We start from the raw sequence: 22997 nt of genomic DNA, 5'->3' as shown, positions 1-22997 counted from the left end.
CCCCGCCGCGAGGGCCCCACGACGCCTCGCACCCAGCATCCTTCTCCCCCCAGAGGAACGGTCGCGAGCCCGGGCAGCCTATGCCGACGACGGCAACAGGACGGTGACAGGGCCGGCGACTGGTCCAGAACTCCCCGCGGGCGCGCTCTCAGCGGGGACTCAGGCGTGGCTGGCACAGTAAGACCGTGAGCAGCCCCGTTGCAGGCAGCGCTGCCGGCGGTGTCGGCGGCGCTGGAGGAAGGCAGCGCGTCCTGGTCGTCGACGACGACCGGGCCGTCCGCGAGTCCCTGCGCCGCTCGCTGGAGTTCAACGGGTACGACGTGTCGACCGCCTCCGACGGCGCCGAGGCGCTCGCCGGGCTGAGCGCGGGCGCGGCCACCGCGCCCGACGTGGTCGTGATGGACGTGATGATGCCGAGGCTGGACGGGATCGAGACCACCCGCGCCCTGCGGGCCGCCGGCAACGACGTCCCGATCCTGGTGCTCACCGCTCGCGACGCGGTCGGCGACCGGGTCGAGGGGCTCGACGCCGGCGCCGACGACTACCTGACCAAGCCGTTCGCGCTGCAGGAGCTGCTGGCCCGGCTGCGGGCGCTGCTGCGACGGGCCACGGTGCCGGTCGGCGAGGCGGACGAGCTGCTGAGCTTCTCCGACCTGTCGATGGACATCGCGACCCGCGAGGTCCGCAGGGGTGACCGGGCGATCGAGCTGACCCGGACCGAGTTCACCCTGCTCGAGATGTTCCTGCGCCGGCCGCGGCGGGTGCTGGAGCGCAGCTTCATCCTCGAGGAGGTGTGGGGCTACGACTTCCCGACCACGGCGAACTCGCTGGAGGTCTACGTCGGCTACCTGCGTCGCAAGACCGAGGCCGAGGGCGAGCCGCGGCTGATCCACACCGTGCGCGGTGTCGGCTACGTGCTGAAGGAATCGTGACGTTCCCGTCCCCGCCGTTCGGCTCGGAAGGTCGCTGGCACTACCGGCGGTCCCTGGCCAGCCGGGTCACCCTGCTCACCACGATGGCGGTCGGGCTGTCGGTGGCGATCGTCGCGCTCGGCGCCTACGTCACGGTGCGGATGCAGCTCGAGTCCTCGCTCGACGACTCGCTCGTGGAACGGGCCAAGAACACCTCTGCCGCCGTCGAGCAGGCGGACGCGCTCGCCCAGGCCGGGGCGACAGTGCTCTACCCGGCGTCCGATGTACGGATCGGCTCGATCCAGTACGACGGCACGGTCAACTTCGTCGACACCGGTGACGTCATCCACCTCGGCGAGCCGGAGCTCGCGGTCGCGACGGGGGACTCGAAGCTGAGCCTGCGCACGATCCGAGCCGGCCACACCGACTACCGCGTGGTGGCCGTGCCCATCTCGGCGCGACCGGGCATGGCACTGGTGCTGGCCCAGTCCCTGACCCCGACGCAGCACGTGTTGACCAAGCTGGGACTGGTCACGCTGTTCTTCGGCCTGGCCGGCATGGTGGCCGCCGGGCTGGCCGGCTGGGGTGTGGCCCGCAACGGCCTGCGGCCGGTCCGCCGCCTGACCGAGGCCGCCGAGGAGATCGCGCGCACCGAGCAGCTGGCGCCGATCAAGGTCGAGGGCGACGACGAGATCGCCCGGCTGGCCTCGGCGTTCAACCAGATGCTCGCCTCGCTGGCCGCCTCCCGGGACCGGCAGCGCCGCCTGGTCGCGGACGCCGGCCACGAGCTGCGCACCCCGCTGACCTCGCTGCGCACCAACATCGACCTGCTGACCCAGGCCGGGACTTCGCTCCCGGACGAGGCGCGGGCCGAGCTGCTGGACGACGTACGCGCGCAGATCGAGGAGCTCACCAACCTCGTCGGCGACCTCGTCGAGCTCGCCCGCGACGACCCGACGCCCGCGGTGATCGGCACCCTCGAGCTGCACGAGGTCCTCGACCAGGCGGTGGCCCGGGTCCGGCGCCGGGCCCCCGGGCTGACCTTCGAGGTCGACGCCGACCCGTGGTACGTCGAGGGCGACGCCGCCGCCGTGGAGCGCGCCCTGACCAACCTGCTCGACAACGCCGCGAAGTGGAGCCCGCCCGGCGGCACGGTGCGGGTCACCGTGCACGGCGGCGAGGTGGTCGTCGACGACGAGGGCGCCGGCATCTCCGACGCCGACCTGCCGCACGTCTTCGAGCGTTTCTACCGCTCGGCCGACTCCCGCTCGATGCCCGGCTCCGGCCTCGGCCTCTCGATCGTCGCCCAGGTGGCCGAGCGCCATGCGGGCTCGGTCGAGGCCGGCCGCTCGCCGTCCGGCGGCGCCCGGTTGACCTTCCGCCTCCCCGGCACCCCTTCGCCCAAGCCCACCGAGCCGCCGCCCAGTGCGGTGCGCTCGGGCTCCGCATCGGCCAGCGAGGTCCTCAGCGGCTGAAGAGCGGCCCCGGGTGGCGGTGGGTCAGCAACGGTCATCCCCAGGGAGAGTGGTTGCTCTGCCACCGCCACCCTGGTGCTAGCCACCCTTGGCGTTCGGGCCCCGCCAGGAGCGCTCGAACGGCAGCCGCCAGGCGTGCGGGGCGATCAGCTGGTGGATGGCGTTGGGGCCCCACGAGCCGGGGGCGTAGCCGCGGACCGGCGGCGGGTTCTGGAGCAGCGGAATCGACTTCTCCCACAGCGTCTCGATGCCCTCGGCGGTCGTGAACAGCGTGTGGTCGCCGCGCATGGCGTCGAGGATGAGCCGCTCGTAGGCCTCGAGCACGCCGACCGATGAGGCGGTCTCGTGGGTGGCGAACTGCATCGACAGCTTCTCCAGCTGCATGCCCGGGCCGGGTCGCTTGCCGTAGAACGACAGCGACATCCGCGACTGGTCGGCCAGGTCGAAGGTCAGGTGGTCCGGACCCTGCATGCCGGCGTTCGAGCCCGCGGGGAACATCGAGAGCGGCGGCTCCTTGAACGCGATCGAGATGATCCGCGCGCCCTCGGCGAGCTTCTTGCCGGTGCGCAGGAAGAACGGGACGCCGGCCCAGCGCCAGTTGTCGATCTCGATGCGCAGCGCGATGAAGGTCTCGGTGTCGGAGTACTCCGCGACCTCCTCCTTGCCGCGGTAGCCGTTGTACTGGCCGCGGACGACGTCGTGCGGCTCGATCGGCTTCATCGACCGGAACACCTTGAGCTTCTCGTCGCTGATCGGCCCCGGCGCCAGCGACGTGGGCGGCTCCATCGCCATGAAGGCCAGCACCTGCATCAGGTGGGTGACCACCATGTCGCGGTAGGCGCCGGTGGTCTCGTAGAACGCCGTGCGGCCCTCGAGGCCGAGGGTCTCGGGCACGTCGATCTGCACGTGGTCGATGAAGTTGCGGTTCCAGATCGGCTCGAAGAGCCCGTTGGCGAAGCGGAACGCCAGGATGTTCTGGGCCGCCTCCTTGCCGAGGAAGTGGTCGATCCGGAAGATCTGAGACTCGTCGAAGACCTGGTGCACCTCGCGGTTGAGGGCCCGGGCGGACTCGAGGTCGGTGCCGAACGGCTTCTCCATGACCACCCGCGCGCGCTCGACCAGGCGGGCCTCGCCGAGCTGGTGGATGACGTCCAGGGCGGCCTTGGGCGGCACGGAGAGGTAGTGCAGCAGCCGCACGTCGCCGTCGGCGCCGAGGTCGGCCTGCGCCTTGTGCACCGCCTCGGCCAGCTCGTGCGGCCCCTTGCTGTGGCAGACGTAGGTCAGCATCGAGGCGAACCGGGCCCACTTGTCCGGGTCGAGGTTGCCGTGGCCGAACTCCGCGCACGACTCGTGGGCGAAGCGCACGAACTCCTCGGTGTCGATGTCCTCCAGCGAGGTGCCGACGATCCGCGCCTCCGGGAGCAGCCCGGCCTGGGTCAGGTGCAGCAGCCCGGGCAGCAGCTTGCGCCGGGCGAGGTCACCGGTCGCGCCGAAGAGGACGATGACGTACGGCGCACCCACTCCGTCGACGTTGGCAGCCACGCCAATCACGGTATTACGGCTCGCCCAGCCGGGGACAGGGCGGTCAGGAGTCGCTCCGCCTTCCAGCGCGACTCGGCGTACTCCTCCGCCACCGTCGAGTGCACCGTGATCCCACCGCCGGTGCCCAGCCGGTAGGAGCCCGCGCCGGTCGTGCTCAGCGTGCGGATGACCACCCCGAGGTCCGCGCGGCCGTCGCCGGCCAGCCAGCCGAAGGCACCGGCGTACGCCCCGCGGGGGGTCTCCTCGACCTCGGCGATGATCTCCATGGTCCGCAGCTTGGGAGCGCCCGTCATCGAGCCGGCCGGGAACAGTGCGCGCAGCGCCTCGACGGTGCCGACCTCCGGGCGCAGCCGGCCACGCACCGTCGAGACGAGCTGGTGCACGGTCGGGTAGGACTCGACGGCGAGCAGTGCCGGCACCTCGACGCTGCCGACCTCGCAGACCATCGCGAGGTCGTTGCGCAGCAGGTCGGTGATCATCAGGTTCTCGGCGCGGAACCGAGGCTCGGTCGCGAGCTGCCGCCGGAGCTCCTCGTCCTCCTCCGGCGTCGCGCCGCGCGGCGTGGTGCCCTTGATCGGCTTGGTCTCGATCGTGCGGCCGTCGTCGTCGACGGTGACGAGTGCGTACCGCTCCGGCGAGGAGCTGAGCAGCCAGCCGCGCGCACCGTCGACGTCGTGCTGGAGGAAGCCGGCGTACGGCGCGGGGTTGAGCGCCCGCAGCCGGAGGTAGGCCGCCACCGGGTCGAGGTCGCTGTCGGCGTCGAGCCGGTAGGTGAGGTTGACCTCGTAGCTGTTGCCGGCGTGCAGGTGCTCCTGGACCTGGCCGAAGGCTCGGGCGTAGACGACGGGGGGAGCTTCGTCGGCTGGCCGACGAAACTCTCGCCGGGACGACGAAGGTTGGTCGTCCGAGCGAGGGGTTCGCGGCGTCGAGTGATCGAAGAGCCGCACCCGGCTGGGCCGCATCCAGACCGCGTCCGGTACGCCGTCGGGGCCGGCCAGCGCCGGGAGGTGCGGGCGGGAGGCGTAGCCGAAGTAGCCGAACCACTGGTCACGGTGCGACCCGGCCGCGAGCTCGTCCTGGAGCACTGCGAACACGTCCGACCCGACGACCTCCGACTCACCGTCGGCGTGCCGGGTCACCTCGCCCGTGGCCGCGGAGTAGGTGATCGAGACGTCGTCGGGCTCGAGGATGCCGATCAGCGACCGGTGGCCCGACCACTCCCGTGCGCCGCCGCCGTCGAGCCAGATGCAGCGCTGGTGCTGCGCGGCCGCCTCGCCGAACGCCTCGAGCACGCTCACGGGCGCCCCAGGAAGCTCGCGACGATCTCGGCGCCGTGCTCGGACAGGATCGACTCGGGGTGGAACTGCACGCCCTCCTGCGGCAGCTCGACGTGGCGCACGCCCATCACCACGTCCCCGCCGGCGTCCGAGGCGGTGACCACGAGCTCGTCGGGCACGGTGAGGGCGGCGAGCGAGTGGTAGCGCACCGCCGCGAACAGCTGCGGCAGCCCCTGGAACACACCCAGCCCGTCGTGCCGGATCCGCTCGACGACGCCGTGCGCAGGCTCGATCCGGTCGACGCTGCCGCCGTACGCCGTCACCAGGCCCTGCATCCCGAGGCAGACCCCCAGCACCGGCCGGCGGCCGTCGAGGATGACCGCCCGCCCGACCGAGAAGTCGGCCTCGGACGCCGGCGTGCCCGGACCGGGCGAGAGCACGACGTGCGAGTGGCGCAGCACCTCCTCCGGTGCGACCTCGTCGTGCTGCACCACTGTCGGCAGCACCCCGGTCACCGACGCCACCAGGTGGACGAGGTTCCACGTGTAGGAGTCGTGGTGGTCGACCACCACGACATCCACGGTCACGCGCTCAAGATAGAGGGACCCACGCCCCGCGGCGCATCACGCGGTCGACCTCGAGCTCGTCGGAGAGCTCGACCAGGTCCGCCCAGCCGCCGGGCTCGATCCGGCCGACGCCCGGCAGGCCCAGCATCGCCGCCGGTGTGGAGGTGACCGCCGCCAGCGCCTCGGGCAGCGGCACACCGGCCTCGGACACCGAGTAGCGCAGCGACGACTCGAGGGTCGCGGTCGACGCCGCGATCACGCCGGTGCCGGGGAGCCGGGCGACGCCGTCCTTGACCACGACCGTCAGCGAGCCGAGGCGGTAGTCCCCGTCGGCCGCGCCTGCCGCTGCCATCGCGTCGGTGACCAGCGCGGTCCGCCCGTTCCGCCAGGCCAGCGCGAGCACCGACGGGTGGATGTGCACGCCGTCGGCGACCAGCTCGACGTACGCCGACGACTCCAGCAGGGCGGCGACGGGCCCCGGCTCGCGGTGGTGCAGCGGCGGCATTGCGTTGAAGAGGTGGGTGGCCGCGGTGGCGCCTGCCGTGAGGGCGGCGCGGGTCTCGTCGTAGGTCGCCTCGGTGTGGCCGACCGCGACCACCGCCCCAGCGCCGGTGAGCATCGGGATCACCTGCAGCGCGCCAGGCAGCTCGGGGGCCACGGTGACCATCCGCAGGTGGCCGCGCGAGGCTTCGACGAGGCGGTCGACCGCCTCGCCGGTGGGCGCCACGAGCTGCGAGGGCTCGTGCGCACCGGCCCGGCGCGACGAGAGCCACGGCCCCTCGAGGTGGATGCCCGCGATGTGGCCGGAGTCGGCCGAGTCGGCCAGGGCCGAGCAGGAGGCTGCCAGCCGGTCGATCGAGTCGGTGACCAGGCTGGCGACCATCGTGGTGGTGCCGTGCGCGAGGTGGGTCTGCACCACCCTCGAGACCTCCGCGGCGGCCCCGTCCTGGAACGAGGCCCCGCCGCCGCCATGCACGTGCACGTCGACGAACCCCGGCACCACCAGGCCGTCGACCGACCAGGCGGGCCGCTCCGGCGGCGGGCCGCTGCCGACGGCGTACACCCGCTCGCCGTCGATCACCACCCAGCCGTCCACCACGATCCCCGTGGGCAGCGCCAACGCTCCAGCCGAGAGGACGCGGGCGCCCAGCGGCAACGGCTCAGCCACGGGCCGAACGGTAGCCGAGCCGACCGGGTCCGGCTCGCGTCCTCGCCGTCAGGGGCCGGCCCACGAATGCATGACGGACCCGATGGCGCTGGGGGGCAGTCGCCATCGGGCCCTGTCCTCATCAGACCAAACATCACCGTCGCGCGCAGCAGAAACCACCGGTCGAGACGAAATCGTGCAGACCACTCACCCGCGTGGGTGGGGGTCAGGGCAGCAGCAGCTCCGAGACCAGCCGGTGCACCAGGTCGTAACCGTGCTCGGTGAGGATCGACTCGGCGTGGAACTGGATGCCCCGGTAGTGCGGGCCGTAGAGCGCATGGATGTCACCGGTCTCGGGGTCGGACTCCACCCGGACCCCGACCGGCAGCACCGTGCCGGGCGTCATCCGGCCGACGAAGGTGTTGTAGAAGCCCACCCGCTCGGCGCGGCCCTCGATCTCGACCGCTGACTGGGTGCCCTGGAAGACGATGTCCTTGTAGGCCAGCGGGATCCCGAGCTCGTGGCAGAGCGCCTGGTGGCCCAGGCACACCGCGAGGAACGGCCGCCGCTGCGCCAGCAGCTTCGCGGTCGCCGCGCGCAGCGTGACCATCTTGGGATCTGCGTCGTCGCGGGGGTCGCCCGGGCCGGGCCCGACGATGACGAGGTCGTGGCCGTCGAGGCTGTCCTCGGCGTAGTCGTCGTAGCGCACGACCGTGCTGCTCAGCCCGAGCACGCCGAACACGTGGCGCAGCATGTTGACGAAGTCGTCCTCGCCGTCGAGCACCATGACGCTCTGCCCGCGCAGCCGGGGGTCCGGCGGGGCGCCGGCCTGGTCGGTGAGCCAGAACGACGACAGCCGCCGGTTGCGCTGGTTGAGGGTGAGCAGCACGTCCTCGTCGTTGACCAGCTCGGTCACGTTGGCGCCCGTGGCCGGCGCCGGCGGGACCAGCCCGAAGGCGCTGAGGATGCCGCTCGCCTTGGCGTGGGTCTCGGCCACTTCGTGCGCCGGGTCGGAGTCACGCACCAGCGTCGCCCCGGCCGTCACCGTGAGCCGGCCGTCGAGGCCGACGTCCGCGGTCCGGATCACGATCGGGCTGTCGACGACCGGCCCGCCGTGGGCGTCGCGGCCGAGCACGGCGAGCGCGGCGCCGTAGTAGCCGCGGCCCTCTGACTCGTACTGCTTGATCAGCCGGCACGCGTTCTCGACCGGCGAGCCGGTGACCGTGGCGGCGTACATCGTGTCGCGCAGCACCTCGCGCGGGTCGCGGTCGGTGCGGCCGGCGAGGAGGTACTCGGTGTGGATCAGCCGGCTCATCGGCTTGAGGAACGGTCCGAGCACCTGCCCGCCCTGGTGGCAGATGTCGCACATCATCTTCAGCTCCTCGTCGACGACCATGAAGAGCTCGTAGATCTCCTTCTCGTCGTGCAGGAACTCCAGCAGCTGCTCGTGCAGGTGGTCGGTCGGCTCGCCGGCCTTCGGGAGCCGGAAGGTGCCGCTGATCGGGTTCATCCGGACGTCGCCGCCATGGATCGACACGTGCCGCTCCGGGCTGGCGCCGATGAGGTAGCGGTCGCCGGTGAAGAAGACGAAGGTCCAGTAGGCACCCCGCTCGCGCTCGAGCAGCCTGCGGAACACCGCGAGCGCCTTGTCGGCGCCCCAGTCCGCGACGGTCGCGCGGTAGTGCCGGCCGATCACGAGGTTCGCGCCCTCGCCCTGGCCGATCTCGTCGGCGATGATCGCGCCGACCAGCTTGGCGTACTCGTCGTCGTCGATGTCGAAGCCGCCGCGGTCGGAGAACTCCACGGGAGCCTCGTCGATCGCGTCCACGACCTCCGCGACGGTGAACTCAAGCTCGGTCTCGACGTCCACGACCACCAGCGGGGTGCCGTCGTCGTGCGCCTCGAAGCCACGCTCGCGCACCTGGCGGAACGGCACGGCGAGCAGCCGGTCCGCGATGTGCCCCGCCTCGGGCAGCCCCTCCTCGAGCGGTACGTCGAGCAGTGAGGCGACCTCGCGGCGCCGGCCGCCCACGACTCCGACGGTGTCCCGGTCACCGGCCCGGGTGGAACGCCGGATGATCGCCCAGGCCTCGTGCCCCTGGACGGCCGCAATGGCATCCCGGGCAGCAGGCTTGGCGTTCATGGACGAAGCCTAGATGGGGCGCGTCCCCCGACCCGTCGCGGTAGTCCGTGACGAAATGGCTGTCCGAACAGCGTTCTCCACAACCAGAACGTCACGGACTATCGCGACGGGGTCAGCCGATCCGCAGCTCGAACTCGTCCGCGACGCAGCCGTGCAGGACGACGTTCCCGCGCTCGCGCGAGCGCGTCAGGTTGTCGATCCCCGTGACCCGCACCTGCTTCTGCGCGAACCGCTTCGGCACGAAGACCTCGAGCCCGCACCTCCCGGCGCCGCCGGGGTTCCGGCCTGCGAGGACGAGTCGGCCCTTGCGCCCGTCGGACGTGAGCCGGGTGATCGTGCCCGGCACCGCGCGCGGCACCGGCCGGCTGAGCACGTCGGCGAAGGCGGGGTCCGGCGGCGACATCACCTGGTCGGGGCAGGTGAACCGGTTCAGGCTGCCAGAGACGGCGGACGGCTGACCGCCCGGCCGGTCCACGACATGCGGGTCGCCGCAGGCCTGTTTCCAGTCCCACCACGCGCCGCCGTAGCGTGCGGCGTCCTCGGCGGCGGCGTAGCGCCGGATCTCGCGCGAGGCCTCGACCGGGTGCTCGGGCCAGAAGCCCCACTCACCGCCCCAGACGGTGACGCCGTGCTGCCGGGCCACCTTCGCGGCGCTGTCGAAGCCGCCAGGGATGGAGTTCGACGACAGCGACTCCGCGTAGATGTGCGGCGCGAAGACAAGGTTCTTGTCCTTGGTGAAGCCGCGGGCCGGGACCGGGGTGCTGCCGAACGCCGACCACAGCACGTTCGGCTCCCAGAACACGATGTGGTGGAAGCCACCTCCCGCGGTCTCCCCGGCGCGGATCGCTGCGATGGCCCGGCCGTAGAACGCGCCGAGGTCGGTGGTGCCGTTGGCGGCCACGTCCAGCCCGAAGCCCGGCTCGTTGAGCAGGTCGAAGCCGGCCACGTTGCGCGTCTTCGCGAAGTCCCGCGCCAGCCGGCCCCAGGTGTCCACGAGGTGGGTCTGGATGCCGGCGGTGTCCTCCCAGAAGTGTTGCCAGGCGTGCATCACCGCCGGCGCGAGCTCACGCTCGCCGGGCCGGCAGGTCGACGCACCGTCGGTGATCGTCGCCCACCCCGGCGCGCCGTCCCAGCCGTTGTTGGGCGTCGTGCCCTCCGGGCAGGTCACGCCGCGCGGGGTGTCGACCGCGATCCCGTAGGCGTCCTGGTGCATGTCCAGCACGACGTAGAGGTCGTAGGCCGCCGCCCAGCGCACCGCCTGCCGGATCGCGCCGACGTACGCCGTGTCGTAGGCGCCCGGGGTCGGCTCGAGCCGCGACCAGCTGACGATCAGGCGGACGCTGTTGAAGCCGAGCGTCGCGATGTCGTGGAAGTCGTCCTTGGTCAGCGGGACGGTCGGCGGCAGCGCCGGCGAGGCCTGGAAGTACTCCCCCAGCTGGTTGACGTTGACCCCGCGCAACAACACCTGCGCGCCGCGTTGGTCGCGGATCGCGGCCTTCTTGCCATGGGTCGCGTGCAGCCGCGGCATCGGCCCGTGCGCAGCCCGGGGTGCGGCGTGGGTCGCGACGTGGGTCGCGACGTGGGTCGCGACGTGGGTCGCGGCGTCGGGCGCGGCGTGGGCGCTGGGGGGCGGCAGGAGCGTCGCGGACAGGGCGGCGACGACAGTGAGGGCGCGGAACACCCGCGGAGCCTAGAACCGGTTCTAGTGCCCGGCCAACTCGGCTCAGGAGCGTCTCAGGGAGCCCGATCCGCCAGCCATCGCGGTAGTCCGTGACGAAATGGCTGCCCGAACGCCGTTCTCCACAACCAGAACGTCACGGACTACCGCGACGGGCGGTGTGGTCACAGGCCGAGCTGGTTGGAGCAGGTGCGCCAGGCCTTCACGACGTACTTCGCGTACCAGCCCTCGTGCTGGGCGTCGGGGTGTTCGCCGTCGACGAGGTTGGAGAGGTGGTTCTTGGCGATGGTGGGCCAGTCGGAGAGGCAGGTGAGCGGCCGGCTCTCGGCGAGCTTGCGCATCCAGGACGCGTACTTCTTCGTGGCCGCGACCGGGCCGGCGTTGTCACCCTGGAACTGCCGGTAGGGGAGCAGGAACAGCACCGGCGTGGTCGCCGGGATCGACGCCATCGTGTCGCGGAAGTCGCCCTCGTTGAACCCCTGGCGGCGGTTGGTGCCGAGCTGGACGACCAGCTGGTCGGGGTTGCCGTGGTTGGCGCGGAACCAGTCCAGCCGGCCGGGCAGCTCGTCGAGCCGGCGACCGGGTCGCAGGTCGAGGACCCAGCCCGGCTGGCGGGCATAGAGCTCGTTGTCGGCCCGCCAGCTGACCGAGTCGCCGACCATGTAGAACCCGCCCCGCTGCGACGCCGGCACCGGGCCGGTCCGCTTCACGCAGCGGCCCTTGTTCATCACCCGGCCGGCGCGATAGGAGCAGTTGAACCGGTTGCGGTCGACCGAGGCCTCGTTGAGCGACTGGTTCTTGCGCCGGGCGATCTGCTGGAGCTTCGCGAGGCGGCCCGGGGTGACGCACTCGTCGTACCACCCCTCCTCCTCGCGGTGGTTGACGTAGGTCTTGCCGCGGCCGGTGCACTGGGGTGCGTCGGGTACGACGAGCCGGGCCCGGTTGGGGTTGGAGGCGCAGGAGTTGATCGCACCGATCCAGACCCGGCCGAGGTCGGCGCAGCGACGGGAGTTGATCGGACGGGCGAACTCCGCGCCCTTGCGGCCGCGCAGCTGGCACAGCTCAGCGTCGTGGCCCTCCTTGAACATCGTCGCGCCGGCGACGCAGTGATGCCGCTCGCAGCCGCGACCGGCGTCCCACACCCGGCCGGTCAGCGCGCACTCGCGCTGGCTGAGCCGCCGGTCGACCGCGGGCGCGGCGTCGGCCGACGAGCCGGCCACCAGCGACAGCAGGGTGGTCGCGATCAGCCCGGCGAGGGCGGCGGCGAGGGAGCGGCGCACGGAGCAGAACTGTGCCACGAGCCCCGTGGGACGACGAAAATCGCCGGACGTCTCGAGATCAGGAGACGGTCGCGAGCAGCTGGGTGGCCCGGGTGAGCACGACGTAGAGCGTGGACCGGCCGGTGACCGACTCCGCCTCGATCTCCTCGGGCTCGACCACGACGATGCCGTCGAACTCCAGCCCCTTGGTGTCGAGACCGGTCAGCACGACCACGCGGTCCTCACCGGACGGTGCGACCGAGGAGTCGATCGCGGCGCGGGCCCCGGCCGCGTCCTCGGCCAGCTCCGGCCATGACGCGAGCCAGGCGTTGACCTCCGAGCGGCGTGCGACCGGGACCACGACGCCCACCGTCCCGGAGACCCGGCTCGCGACGTCGAGCACCGCCCGGCGGGTGGCGGCCTCGAGGTCGCCCGCGCCGGTGATCTCCTCGGGCTGCACCCCGGTCGAGCGGACCGCCGTGGGCAGGTCGGCGTCGAGGCCGACGCGCTGGGCGTACGCCGCGGCGTACTGGTAGATCTCGGCGGAGTTGCGGTAGTTGGTCGACAGGTGGAACTCGTGGAGCTCCTTGCCCTCCAGCGCGACGGCGCGGGCCTCGGCGGCCTCCTCGGGCTCGGGCCACGACGACTGCGCGGGATCGCCGACGATGGTCCACGAGGCGGTCTTGCCCCGGCGGCCCACCATCCGCCACTGCATCGGTGTGAGGTCCTGGCCCTCGTCGACCAGCACGTGCGCGAACGGGTCGTCCTCGAGCCGGTGGGTGGGCGGCGCCCACCCACGGCCCGACGGTGCGAACTCGCGGTCGGCGGCGGTGAACAGCTCCTGCACGTCGACGCCGCCCTCGAGCAGCGAGGTCTCGTCGAGGTCGCGCTCGTCCTCGGTGCGAAGGGGCACGTCACCGAGCGCGTAGCGCAGCTCGTCGATCAGCGGCACGTCCTCGACCGACGGGTCGGCCGCACCCCAGGACTTGAGCAGGAGCCGCTGCTCCTCGGCGCTGAACAGCCCGTCGGCGACCTGGGCCAGCAGCTCCGGGTCGCGCAGCCACTGCAGCACCGTGCGGGCGTCGAGCGGCGGCCACCACGCGACGACGAAGTCGAGGAAGTCGTCGTTGCCGAGCATGTCGTCGTCGAACGCCTCGCGGCCCCGGTCGAGCCCGCGCTCGCCGGCCACCTGGCTCCAGAGCGCGTCCAGCAGGATGCCGGTCACCCGGGGGAGCTGCCGGTTGCGCCGGCCCTGCGACATCAGCTGCCGGCGGATCCGGCCCAGGATGCCGCGGTCGAGGACCAGCACGTCGTCGCGCCAGAAGACGCGGAACTGCTCGGGGCTCCCCGGTGCCTGCAGCCGTGCGGCCCGCCGCAGCATGGTGGCCATCCGGGCCGAGCCCTTGATGTCGGCCACGGCGGGCTCGTCGTGGCGGGTGGCGCGGATCCCGTCGACCACCTCGCCGAGCGACCGCAGCGCGACCGCGGTCTCGCCCAGGCTCGGGAGGACGCGCTCGATGTAGCGCATGAACACCCCGCTCGGCCCCACCACCAGGACGCCGCCGCTCTCGTAGCGGCGGCGGTCGGTGTAGAGGAGGTAGGCCGCGCGGTGCAGCGCGACGACGGTCTTGCCGGTGCCGGGACCGCCGGTGATCGAGACCACGCCACGGCCGGGCGCGCGGATCGCGAGGTCCTGCTCGGCCTGGATGGTCGCGACGATCGAGTGCATCTGGCGGTCGCGGGCCCGGGACAGCTGCGCCATCAGCGCGCCCTCGCCCACGATCGGCAGCTCGACGCCGTCCGCCTCGAGCTCGGCGAGCGCCTCGGCGTCGAGCAGCTCGTCCTCGACGCCGGTCACCCGGGGCCCGCTCGAGCGCAGCACCCGGCGGCGTACGACCCTGCGCGGGTCGGCCGCGGTGGCCTGATAGAAGACCGCCGCGGCGGGCGCGCGCCAGTCGATGAGCAGCGAGTCACGGCGGGAGTCGCGCAGGCCGATCCGGCCGATGTAGCGGGGCTTGCGGTCGACCGACCGCTGCAGGTCGAGGCGGCCGAAGACCAGCCCCTCGTGGGCGGCGTCGAGCTGCGCGATCCGCTTGGCGGCCTGGTAGACCATCGCGTCGCGCTCGACCAGGCCGCCCTCGTGCTCGAGCTTGCCGCGGTTCTCGCCCTCGCGGGCCAGCTGCCGCGCGTTGCGGGCGGACTCCTCCAGCTGGAGGTAGACCCGGTCGACGAAGGCCTGCTCGGCCTCGATCTCCCTCTCAACCAGCTCAGTTTCGGCCAGCTTGTCGTTCAACGAGACGTCCCCTCGGCCCATTGGACAGTTCACACGGTGCGTAGATGGTGCTGCCGCGCAAAGCGGCAAGCTCCCAAGCCTAACGCGTGTAACCCCGTCGGGGAGCGTCAATGCGGATCGGTGGACAGCTCACTTCCGCCGCTCGAGGAACGCCGTCATCGCCGCCTTGGCCTCGTCGGAGGCGAACAGCCGGGCGCTCAGGGCGGCCATCTCGTCGCCGCGGGTGTCGATCCGTCGGAGCAGGTCGTGGTTGAGGATCCGCTTCGACTCGCGCAGCCCCTGCGCGGCGCCCGTCGCCAGGCTGGCGCACAGCGCCGCGACCTCCTCGGCGAGCCGGTCGCCGGGGACCGCCCTGGTGACCAGGCCGTACGCCGCGGCCTCGGTGCCGCTGAACACCTCACCACCCAGCGTGGTGAGCGCCGCCGCTCGCGGACTCATCCGGTGGTGGACGGTCAGCGAGATGATCGCGGCCGCCAGGCCCAGCTTGACCTCGGTGAGCGCGAAGGTGGCGTCCTCGGCCGCGACCGCGACGTCCGCGGCAGCCACGATGCCGATCCCGCCGGCCCGCACCGGGCCGCCGACCTCGACCACGACCGGCTTGCCCATGGTGACGATGAGCCGCTGCAGCCGAACGATCTCCCTGGCGCCCTGCTCCATGCCCTGGCTGGTGGCCTCGGACAGGTCCGCCCCGGAGCAGAAGACCCGCCCGCTCGACCGGATCACCACCACCGTGACGGCCTCGTCCCGCTCGGCGGCCTCGAGCCGGTCGAACAGCTCGGCCACCAGCTGCCGCGACAGCGCGTTGCGGTTGTGCGGGCTGTCCAGGGTGACGGTGGCGACCCGGTCGGCCACCTCCAGGTGCACGAGCTCGGGGGTCTGCGCAGGAGTGTCGCTCACACGGTGAAGACTGCCGTACATGGATGGGGTGCGGTTCCTGCAGGTCGGCGACGACCGCTCGGTGACGGACTGGCAGCGCATCCACAACGAGATCGTCCCGCCCGACCCGCTGACGCTCGACGAGGTCCGCGAGCGGGCCGGACGCAACCGGCTGGAGCTGGCCTACCAGGGAGACACCGCCGTCGGTAACTCCACGGTCCGCCCGCCCACCGCCGACGAGGGCGCGATGGTGATCGCGCGGGTGCTGCCGGCGTACCGCCACCGGGGCATCGGCACCCGCCTCTACCAGCGCGGCCTGGAGGCGGCGCGCGCGTGGGCCGACGACCGCCCGGTGGAGACCGTCGTGCTCGCCTCGAACGAGGACGGGCTCGCCTTCGCGCTGGCCCGCGGGTTCGTGGAGGTGGAGCGCTACACGCTGCCCGGCGCCACGATCCCCTACGTCGCGCTGCAGCTGCGCGGCTGACGACCGGAGGAGGGACACACATGCAGCACATCGGTGTGCTCGGGCACTCGATCCCGGGCTCGGCGCACTGCTATGCGGAGATCGCGCGGTACGGCGAGGAGCGGCTCGGCGCCTACCAGCACCCCGACATCACGATGGACTGCATCGCGATGGGCCGCAGCATGCCGCTGTGGGACTCCGGCGACCGTGCGGCGATCCGGGCGATCCTCGCCGAGAGCGTCGAGCGGCTCGCCCGGGCGGGGTGCGACTTCGTCGTCTGCCCCGACAACACCGCACACCTGGCCCTGGACCTCCCCGGCCCGGAGCTCGCCCTGCCGATGCTGCACATCGCCGAGGTCGTCTCGGCCGAGGCGGCTGCCCGCGGCTACCGCAAGGTCGGGATCATGGGCACCGCGTGGACCATGACGGCCGACCTCTACCCGCGCGCCCTCGCCGCACACGGCATCGACAGCGCCGCACCGGCCGAGGCCGACCAGCGCGACGTCCAGCGCATCACCTTCGACGAGCTCGTGCACGGCGTGTTCCGCCCGGAGGCACGGGACCGGTTCGTCGAGGTCGCCCGCGCGCTGGGCGACGCGGGCTGCGACGCGGTGGCGCTGGTGTGCACCGAGCACCCGTTGCTGCTGACCGCCGACGTGTCGCCGCTGCCGACCCTCGACTCGACCAGCCTGCTGGCCCGGGCCGCCGTCGACACCGCGCTCGGCTGACCGCTGTCCGCGGCCGGTGCCATGATCGCGCCATGGCCTACGACGAGGAGCTGGCCGAGCGGATCCGCGGGTTCCTGCCCGACCTGCCGGTGACCGAGAAGAAGATGTTCGGCGGCCTGGCCTTCCTGGTCGGCGGCCACATGTCCGTCTCCGCGAGCGGCAAGGGCGGGCTCATGGTCCACTGCGACCCGGCCGAGACCGACCGCCTGGTGCGCGAGCCCGGCGCCAGCCGGATGGAGATGCGCGGCAGGGAGATGGACGGCTGGCTGCGGGTCACCTCCGCCGCCGTCGCCGACGACGCGGTGCTGGAGCGCTGGGTCGGCATCGGCACGTCCTACGCCGCGAGCCTGCCCCCGAAGTAGCGCTCGCGACACAGACCTCCGGCAGCGACCAATCCGGCTCGCCACCCGCTCCGAACCAGGGACGTGAGCCCCTCTTTCTCGTCTCGTCAGCGGCCCCACGACGCGGGAGACTGACGCAGGTGGAGCCGGTCCGCCCACCGCGCACCGACGCCCCGTCCGAGGCAGCGGCGGCGTCGGGCTCTCCCGACCTCGTGGAGCTGCTCAGGTCGTGCGGCCGCGGCGACGAGGCGGCGTTCGCGCGCCTCTACGACGCCACGTCGTCACGGGTCTTCGGCCTCGCGGTCCGGGTCGTGCGCGACCCGGCCCAGGCCGAGGAGGTCGCCCAGGAGGCGTTCCTGGAGATCTGGCGGACGTCGGGACGGTTCGACCCGGCCAAGGGCAGCCCGCTCGGCTGGCTGCTCACCATCGCGCACCGCAAGGCGGTGGACCGGGTCAGGTCCGCCGAGGCAGCCACCCGGAGGGACACGACGTACCACCACCAGAACCAGCCCGTCGAGCACGACTCGACGGCCGAGGCGGCGACGGCCTCGCTCGAGGCCCGCCGGGTCCGCGACGCCCTGGCGCGCCTCACCCAGGCGCAGCGCGAGGCGCTCGAGCTGGCCTACTTCGGCGGCTACACGCACACCGAGGTGGCGGCGATGCTCGAGCTCCCAGTCGGCACCGCCAAGACCCGCATCAGGGACGGTCTCATCCGTCTGCGCGACACCATGGGGGTGGGCGCATGACCACGTCACGACACCGCACGAGAGGGGGGCTGGGCGCCATGCCCGCACAGTTCCACGGGGACCCCGGAGGTGGAGCATGACCGAGATCCACGCACTCTCCGGGGCCTACGCCGTCGACGCGCTCGACGGTGACGAGCGCGCCCGGTTCGAGGAGCACCTGGCCGGGTGCGCCGACTGCCGCAGCGAGGTCGACTCGCTCCGGGAGGCCGCGGCGCTGCTCGCCGAGACGAGTGCCGCCACCCCACCGGCCGGGCTCCGCGACACGGTGCTGACCGGCATCACGACCGTGCGCCCACTGCCGCCGGAGCCGGCCGCGGCGCCGGTCGCGGCGCCGGTCGTGAGCCTGCGGCCACGCCGGCGTCGGCGTACTGTCGCCTGGCTCGCGGCGGCCGCCGCCGTGGTCGCGATCGGCGGCGGGGCGGTCGTCTGGCAGCAGGTGGACGAGGAACAGCCGAGCCGGATCGAGCAGCTGCAGGCGGCCGGCGACGTCCAGCGGTACACCCTGCCCGTTGGCGACGGGAGTGCCACGGTCTACCGCTCGGAGGACCTCAACGAGGCGGCGATCGTCACGAAGGGGGTGCCGCCCGCGCCGGAGGGCAAGGAGTACGTGCTCTGGCTCCAGCACGGCACGATGATGACCCCGGCGGGCGTGCTGCCCACCGGTTCGGACAACAAGGTCTTCTTCAGCGGGGACGCCGCCACCGCGGACGCGGCCGCGGTCAGCATCGAGGACGCGGGCACCGACCCGACCACCCCGAGCGCCGACGTCGTCGCCGTCTTCGCGTTCTCCTGAACGGCCACGACACGGGCTCGTCCGACACCGGTCGCCGCGGCGCAGGTGCGTGACCGCCGGATGGTCCGATGCTAGGAAGGGCACATGAGGCCCGCACCCAGGCCTGCGCCGTCGTACGCCGCGCGGCTCGTCGTCCTCGCCACAGCGCTCGTCTCGGCGCTGGTGCCCCTCGCGCTGCCCGGCCCGGCAGCGGCCGCGCCGCTGGGCAGGCAGAGCCTGTTGACCCTGGCCGAGGCGGAGACGGTCTACCCGCAGCTCCGCGGGCGCCATGACGACGGCCACCGCAGCGTCTACGCGTTCGGGATCGACGCTCCCGACTTCACGACCTCGCCGCTGCACTGCGACCGCTACCGGAGCTACCGCGGCACCAGCCGTGCCCAGGGCTACTACTACTCGCTGAGCGGCCCGGCGTTCGCCTTCACCGAGACCCTGGTCCGGATGCGCACGACGGCCGAGGCCCGCGCGGTGCTCAGCCACTACCGCGCGTTCGTCAGGGCCTGCAGTGGGACCCACGCCACCACCGACGGCGAGGGCGGCAAGGCGACCATGAAGGTCCGCGGCTGGGAACCCCCACGGGTCGGCGACGAGCGGGTCGGACTGCTCGACGCCTTCATCCAGTACGGCGACACGACCTGGCGGCGCACCCTGCTGACGAGGGTGGGCCGGACCGTGCTGGAGCTGGTGGTCGAGCCGCGCCGGGGCACCGGCAGTGCGACGCGGGCCGTCGAGGCCGCCGAGCTCGCTCTGGACAAACTCGGCTGACCGCGGTCGCCCTCACCCATCCAGGGAGGCCCGCCAGACCGGGATCGCGAGCAGGCCGGCGACCAGCAGCTGCGCGGCCTGCAGCACGTTCATCACACCGCCGGGGAGCCCGACGAACAGCGAGACGGTGAGGGCGAGGAAGACGGCGACGGCCGGCCACGGGACGGCGCGGGCCCGGATCAGGGCGGCGGAGAGCACCAGCGAGGCGAGCGTGACCAGCACGAAGCCGGCCATCTCGACGCCGAGCGCGTGACCGATCTCGTCGTTGACGGCGTCGACGAGGCCGCGGCCCTGCTCCTCGGGCAGCGTGGCGGCGAACCAGAGCAAGGTGGCGAACGCGAGCCCGCCCATGGCGCTGACCACGCCTCCGACCACCGCGAGCACTCCGCCGACGGTGGCCGCGAGCCGAGCGCGCGCGCGGACCAGGCGCCAGCAGCCGATGGTCACGCAGATCGACAGCAGGCCGAAGGCGAGCGAGTCGACCAGCATCGCGGTCCAGGCGGCGTCGATGTCGGCCGGCAGCCCGGCGTACGACACCACGTCGTCGGCGCTGCTGTCGAGCCGGTCCCCCCACGGATGGGTCAGCACGAGCACGGCGGCGGTCGCAGCCGTGACCGCGATGCCCGCGGCGACGATCCGGGTCCGGCCCGACAGTGCGGTGACCGTGGTGGTCACGGTCGGGTGCGGCGAGGTGGTGGTCATGGCTGCCTCCCAGGGCGGTCGATGGACGATGCCCGGACGCTAGGAGCGGGAGCCACGTCGCCGGATCGTGGCGGCCGCGGGGGTGGGTCCCGTGCTGGCACGGACCCCGCAAGGGCCCGTCGGTCCCTACAGTTCTGACATGTTGGCCCGTCGCGCCGCCCTCGGGTGCGCGGTGCTGGCCGCCGTCCTCCTGGTCGCCGCGGTCGGCTTCACGGCCACCGCCCCGACCCGCACGTCGTGGCTCACGCTCGGGCTCGGGCTGGTCGTCGTCCCCGCCACCACCGGCCTCTCGGTCCTGGTCTCCCGCCGGCGAGACGGGGCCGTGGTGGGCGCGCTCCTCGGCCTGCTGTCGCTCGCGGTCGCGGCGGTCGTGGCCAAGGAGGTCTGGCTGCAGTGGCTGGCCACCACCGACGACCCCGGCGGGTGGGCATGGCTGGTCGCGGTCACCGCCGAGAACGCGTGGTGGGTCCTGGCCACGTTCGGACTGGTGCTGCTCCACTTCCCGGACGGCCGGGTGCCGTCGCGCCGCTGGCGCTGGGTGCCGCTGACCCTGGTGACCGCGGCGGCGGTGACCCAGGTCGACGGGGCGGTCGCCGCCGAGCCGTTCCGGGCCCCGCTGGCCGACCTGGACCGTCCGTTCGGCCCGCCGCCCGCCTGGTGGGAGCTGTTCGCCCTGGTCTGGTTCGTCGTGCTGTTGGTGCTGGTCGCGGCCTGCGCGGTCTCGCTCCTGCTCCGGTTCCGCCGCGCCGAGCTCGTCCAGCGCCAGCAGATCAAGTGGCTGGCGCTCGCCGGGATCGGGCTCCCGCTCTATCCGCTGCTCTGCCTCGTCGAGATCCTCTTCTGGGGCCAGTCCCAGTGGGTCAGCGCCGCCGTCGGCCTGGCCTCCCTGGTCGCCACGCCGGTCGCGGCGGGCATCGCCGTCCTCAGGCACGACCTCTACGACGTCGACAAGGCGCTCGCGCTCGCGGTCACCTGGGGCGTGGTGACCGCGCTCCTCCTGTCGGTCTACGCCGCCACGTCGTCGCTGGCCGGGCTCCTCGTCGGTCGTGGCTCCGAGGTGGGTGTCGCCGTCGGCACGGCGGCGGCCGCCCTCCTGCTGCTGCCGGCCCTGCGCGTCGTACGCCGGGCGGTCGACCGGCGCATGTACCCGCTGCGCCGCGCGGCCCTGGCGGCCGTCGACGGCCTGCACCGCGAGGTGAGCGCGGGCCGGGCCCGCCCCGAACGGCTGCCGGACGTGCTCCGCGAGGCGCTGCGCGACCCCGGGCTGCGGGTCGGCTTCCGCGCGCCCGGCTCGGACACGTTCCTCGACACCTCGGGAGAGCCGGTGCCCGCCGACGGCGTCCTGGTCCAGCAGGACGGCGAGCCGACCGGCGTGCTCGTGCCCGGCGGCGGCCCGGCCTCCCCCGAGCTGCTCCGCGAGGTCGCCGACCGCAGCAGCACCCTGGTCGAGGTGGTGCGGCTCCGTGCGGAGGTGGCACAGGCCCTGCGGGAGGCGCAGTCCAGCCGCACCCGGCTGGTCGAGATCGGCTACGAGGAACGCCGCAAGATGGAGCGCGACCTCCACGACGGCGCCCAGCAGCGGCTGGTGTCGCTCGGGATGCAGCTGCGGCTGGCCCAGCGCCACCTCGGTGACGGCACCGTCGACCTCGACGAGCTTCTCGACGAGAGCGTGGCCGAGCTGGGGACGGCGGTGGCCGAGCTGCGGCAGATCGCCCACGGCCTGCGGCCGGGCAGCCTCGACGACGGACTGCCGGCTGCGCTCTCCAACCTGGTGCGCAGCCTGCCGATGACGGTCGACATGGATGTGGACGACGGGCCGCTGCCCGACGCCGTGGCCACGACGGCGTACTTCGTGGCGAGCGAGGCGATCGCCAACGCCGTCAAGCACTCCGAGGCGACCCGGATCGAGCTGCACGTCGAGCGACGCAACGGCCGTCTGTTCGTCCGGGTGGGCGACAACGGGTGCGGCGGCGCCCGGCTGGGGCTGGGGTCGGGGCTGGCCGACCGAGTGGCCGCCCTGGGCGGCTCGCTGCGCGTAGCCAGCCCGGTCGGGCACGGCACCGAGGTCGAGGCGGCGCTCCCCCTCGAGCCGTCGCTACCTCGCCCGGACGAGACGCCCTCCCTCGGCCTGGTCGGCCAGGTCGACCGCGTCCAGGGACCGCCGTGCGCATCGTGATCGGCGAGGACTCGGCCCTGTTCCGCGAGGGGCTGGCCCGGCTGCTCGAGGACGCCGGCCACGAGGTGGTCGGCAAAGCCGGCGACGCCACCGCCCTGGTCGAGGAGGTCGAGCGGCAGAGGCCGGACCTCGCGATCGTCGACGTGCGGATGCCACCGGACGGGACCGACGACGGCGCGCGTGCCGCCAAGGAGCTGCGTAGCCGCGACCCGGACCTCGCGATCGTGCTGCTATCGCAGCACGTCGAGACCAGGCACTCCGTCGAGCTCGTCTCCGGGGGCCGGGTCGGCTACCTGCTCAAGGACCGGGTCTTCGAGGTCGACGACTTCATGGACTCCCTGCGCCGGGTGGCGGCCGGAGGGTCGGCGCTCGACCCCGAGGTGGTGGCGACGCTGCTCGGCCCGCGCCGCGACGACGACCCGTTGGCGACCCTGACTCCGCGCGAGCGTGAGGTCCTCTCCCTGATGGCCGAGGGCCGCAACAACGTCGGCATCGCGCGCCGGCTCTTCCTCACCGACCGCACGGTCGAGACCCACATCGCCAGCATCATGCAGAAGCTCGGGCTGCACGAGACCGGTGAGGAGCACCGGCGGGTGCTGGCGGTCCTGACCTGGCTGGGTGTGCGGCAGCGCGGCTGACGGTCGTAAAGCCGGCTTCCTTTACGACCCGGGCGCGCCGGGAGCAAGAGGTAAAGGAAGGCTACTTTTCTTCCTGCTCGCGCTTCTGCTGCTCCTCATAGCGCTTCCGCTGCTGCTCGGCCCGGGCCCGCACCTGCTCGAGGAACGCCTCGTCCTTCTCCGGGTCGACGGCCGCCGCGCGGCCGGGGCGGTCGTACTCCGGGAACGACGGCTGGCCGCGCTCGTAGGCCGGCACGGCACGCGGCCGGTGATCCGGCCGGCCGAAGACGAACCACCCGACGATGCCCGCGAGCGAGAAGAACAGGACGATGACGATCCACGCGCCCTTGTTGAGGTTGCGGACCTCGGCCTCCGGTGTCTGGGCCACGTCGACCAGCGTGTAGACCCACGCGCAGAACAACGCCACCGCGAGGAGTCCCTCCAGCTTGATCACGGCGGCAGTGTTCACGACGTCAAGGTCGGCTGTCTCTGGTCCACATGG

The 22997-nt window shown here is 72.9% G+C and carries 21 protein-coding genes; 10 read left to right on the top strand and 11 right to left on the bottom strand.

Annotated elements, in window-relative coordinates:
* The first annotated feature begins 185 nt into the window (after positions 1 to 185).
* Positions 186 to 932 carry a response regulator transcription factor gene (locus VFV89_RS02460; protein ID WP_329704308.1) on the top strand — a complete coding sequence of 249 codons (747 nt, stop codon included), beginning with the start codon at positions 186 to 188 and terminating at the stop codon, positions 930 to 932.
* Positions 929 to 2386 (top strand): HAMP domain-containing sensor histidine kinase, encoded by a 1458-nt coding sequence (locus VFV89_RS02455; protein WP_329704307.1) that lies wholly within the window; start codon positions 929 to 931, stop codon positions 2384 to 2386. Before VFV89_RS02460 ends, VFV89_RS02455 begins: the two co-directional genes overlap by 4 nt.
* Before the next feature lie 78 nt (positions 2387 to 2464).
* On the opposite strand, the gene zwf is transcribed toward VFV89_RS02455, so the two are convergent.
* From zwf to VFV89_RS02410, 9 genes are all read right to left on the bottom strand, one after another.
* Positions 2465 to 3928 (bottom strand): glucose-6-phosphate dehydrogenase, encoded by a 1464-nt coding sequence (gene zwf, locus VFV89_RS02450; RefSeq protein WP_414690340.1) that lies wholly within the window; start codon positions 3926 to 3928, stop codon positions 2465 to 2467.
* 5 nt (positions 3929 to 3933) lie between these two features.
* Positions 3934 to 5226, bottom strand: a complete 1293-nt coding sequence (locus tag VFV89_RS02445; protein WP_329704306.1) for an anthranilate synthase component I family protein — start codon at positions 5224 to 5226, stop codon at positions 3934 to 3936.
* On the bottom strand, positions 5223 to 5792 hold the full coding sequence (locus VFV89_RS02440; protein ID WP_329704305.1) for an aminodeoxychorismate/anthranilate synthase component II: 570 nt from the start codon (positions 5790 to 5792) through the stop codon (positions 5223 to 5225). Before VFV89_RS02440 ends, VFV89_RS02445 begins: the two co-directional genes overlap by 4 nt.
* Positions 5793 to 5796: 4 nt before the next feature.
* Positions 5797 to 6939, bottom strand: a complete 1143-nt coding sequence (nagA, locus tag VFV89_RS02435; protein ID WP_329704304.1) for an N-acetylglucosamine-6-phosphate deacetylase — start codon at positions 6937 to 6939, stop codon at positions 5797 to 5799.
* A 205-nt stretch (positions 6940 to 7144) separates the two neighbouring features.
* Positions 7145 to 9061 (bottom strand): anthranilate synthase family protein, encoded by a 1917-nt coding sequence (locus tag VFV89_RS02430; RefSeq protein ID WP_329704303.1) that lies wholly within the window; start codon positions 9059 to 9061, stop codon positions 7145 to 7147.
* Between the two features lie 112 nt (positions 9062 to 9173).
* The gene (locus VFV89_RS02425; RefSeq protein ID WP_329704302.1) at positions 9174 to 10742 is read right to left on the bottom strand and encodes a glycoside hydrolase family 5 protein; all 1569 of its coding nucleotides are present in this window, start codon (positions 10740 to 10742) and stop codon (positions 9174 to 9176) included.
* A 161-nt stretch (positions 10743 to 10903) separates the two neighbouring features.
* Positions 10904 to 12019, bottom strand: coding sequence for a hypothetical protein (locus tag VFV89_RS02420; protein WP_329704301.1), 1116 nt, complete (start codon positions 12017 to 12019; stop codon positions 10904 to 10906).
* Between the two features lie 58 nt (positions 12020 to 12077).
* Positions 12078 to 14312: an AAA family ATPase gene (locus VFV89_RS02415; protein WP_329704300.1), complete on the bottom strand. Its 2235-nt coding sequence runs from the start codon at positions 14310 to 14312 to the stop codon at positions 12078 to 12080.
* Between the two features lie 108 nt (positions 14313 to 14420).
* The gene (locus tag VFV89_RS02410; protein ID WP_329704299.1) at positions 14421 to 15188 is read right to left on the bottom strand and encodes an enoyl-CoA hydratase-related protein; all 768 of its coding nucleotides are present in this window, start codon (positions 15186 to 15188) and stop codon (positions 14421 to 14423) included.
* A gap of 19 nt (positions 15189 to 15207) precedes the next feature.
* Here VFV89_RS02410 and VFV89_RS02405 point away from each other — a divergent pair, with 19 nt between their 5' ends.
* The 6 genes from VFV89_RS02405 to VFV89_RS02380 all read left to right on the top strand — a co-directional run bounded on the left by VFV89_RS02405 (position 15208) and on the right by VFV89_RS02380 (position 19000).
* Entirely contained in the window at positions 15208 to 15651 is a 444-nt protein-coding gene (locus tag VFV89_RS02405) for a GNAT family N-acetyltransferase (protein WP_329704298.1), read from the top strand.
* Between the two features lie 20 nt (positions 15652 to 15671).
* On the top strand, positions 15672 to 16358 hold the full coding sequence (locus tag VFV89_RS02400) for an aspartate/glutamate racemase family protein (RefSeq protein ID WP_329704297.1): 687 nt from the start codon (positions 15672 to 15674) through the stop codon (positions 16356 to 16358).
* A 32-nt stretch (positions 16359 to 16390) separates the two neighbouring features.
* On the top strand, positions 16391 to 16720 hold the full coding sequence (locus VFV89_RS02395) for a TfoX/Sxy family protein (protein ID WP_329704296.1): 330 nt from the start codon (positions 16391 to 16393) through the stop codon (positions 16718 to 16720).
* A gap of 119 nt (positions 16721 to 16839) precedes the next feature.
* On the top strand, positions 16840 to 17445 hold the full coding sequence (gene sigK, locus VFV89_RS02390) for an ECF RNA polymerase sigma factor SigK (RefSeq protein ID WP_329704295.1): 606 nt from the start codon (positions 16840 to 16842) through the stop codon (positions 17443 to 17445).
* 76 nt (positions 17446 to 17521) lie between these two features.
* Entirely contained in the window at positions 17522 to 18238 is a 717-nt protein-coding gene (locus VFV89_RS02385) for an anti-sigma factor (protein ID WP_329704294.1), read from the top strand.
* Positions 18239 to 18322: 84 nt separating this feature from the next.
* Positions 18323 to 19000: a hypothetical protein gene (locus tag VFV89_RS02380; protein ID WP_329704293.1), complete on the top strand. Its 678-nt coding sequence runs from the start codon at positions 18323 to 18325 to the stop codon at positions 18998 to 19000.
* 12 nt (positions 19001 to 19012) lie between these two features.
* Here the strand turns inward: VFV89_RS02380 and VFV89_RS02375 are convergent, their stop codons facing one another.
* Entirely contained in the window at positions 19013 to 19702 is a 690-nt protein-coding gene (locus VFV89_RS02375; protein WP_329704292.1) for a hypothetical protein, read from the bottom strand.
* A 139-nt stretch (positions 19703 to 19841) separates the two neighbouring features.
* Here VFV89_RS02375 and VFV89_RS02370 point away from each other — a divergent pair, with 139 nt between their 5' ends.
* Together VFV89_RS02370 and VFV89_RS02365 are read left to right on the top strand one after the other, a co-directional pair.
* Positions 19842 to 21878: a sensor histidine kinase gene (locus VFV89_RS02370; protein ID WP_329704291.1), complete on the top strand. Its 2037-nt coding sequence runs from the start codon at positions 19842 to 19844 to the stop codon at positions 21876 to 21878.
* Positions 21866 to 22516, top strand: coding sequence for a response regulator transcription factor (locus VFV89_RS02365; RefSeq protein ID WP_329704290.1), 651 nt, complete (start codon positions 21866 to 21868; stop codon positions 22514 to 22516). The genes VFV89_RS02370 and VFV89_RS02365 overlap by 13 nt, the downstream gene beginning before the upstream one ends.
* Positions 22517 to 22577: 61 nt before the next feature.
* On the opposite strand, the gene VFV89_RS02360 is transcribed toward VFV89_RS02365, so the two are convergent.
* The gene (locus tag VFV89_RS02360) at positions 22578 to 22964 is read right to left on the bottom strand and encodes a PLD nuclease N-terminal domain-containing protein (protein WP_329704289.1); all 387 of its coding nucleotides are present in this window, start codon (positions 22962 to 22964) and stop codon (positions 22578 to 22580) included.
* Positions 22965 to 22997 lie beyond the last annotated feature (33 nt).

This window comes from Nocardioides sp., assembly GCF_036274455.1.
GTDB lineage: Bacteria > Actinomycetota > Actinomycetes > Propionibacteriales > Nocardioidaceae > Nocardioides.
Note: the sequence above shows the minus strand (reverse complement) of the source record. Positions and strands in the feature narration are given on the sequence as shown.

Coding starts and splice junctions, on each gene's coding strand:
- VFV89_RS02430 (WP_329704303.1), bottom strand. CDS start 9,061: ATGAACGCCAAGCCTGCTGCCCGGGATGCCATTGCGGCCGTCCAGGGG.
- VFV89_RS02415 (WP_329704300.1), bottom strand. CDS start 14,312: ATGGGCCGAGGGGACGTCTCGTTGAACGACAAGCTGGCCGAAACTGAG.
- VFV89_RS02405 (WP_329704298.1), top strand. CDS start 15,208: ATGGATGGGGTGCGGTTCCTGCAGGTCGGCGACGACCGCTCGGTGACG.
- VFV89_RS02400 (WP_329704297.1), top strand. CDS start 15,672: ATGCAGCACATCGGTGTGCTCGGGCACTCGATCCCGGGCTCGGCGCAC.
- VFV89_RS02395 (WP_329704296.1), top strand. CDS start 16,391: ATGGCCTACGACGAGGAGCTGGCCGAGCGGATCCGCGGGTTCCTGCCC.
- VFV89_RS02385 (WP_329704294.1), top strand. CDS start 17,522: ATGACCGAGATCCACGCACTCTCCGGGGCCTACGCCGTCGACGCGCTC.
- VFV89_RS02380 (WP_329704293.1), top strand. CDS start 18,323: ATGAGGCCCGCACCCAGGCCTGCGCCGTCGTACGCCGCGCGGCTCGTC.
- VFV89_RS02375 (WP_329704292.1), bottom strand. CDS start 19,702: ATGACCACCACCTCGCCGCACCCGACCGTGACCACCACGGTCACCGCA.
- VFV89_RS02370 (WP_329704291.1), top strand. CDS start 19,842: ATGTTGGCCCGTCGCGCCGCCCTCGGGTGCGCGGTGCTGGCCGCCGTC.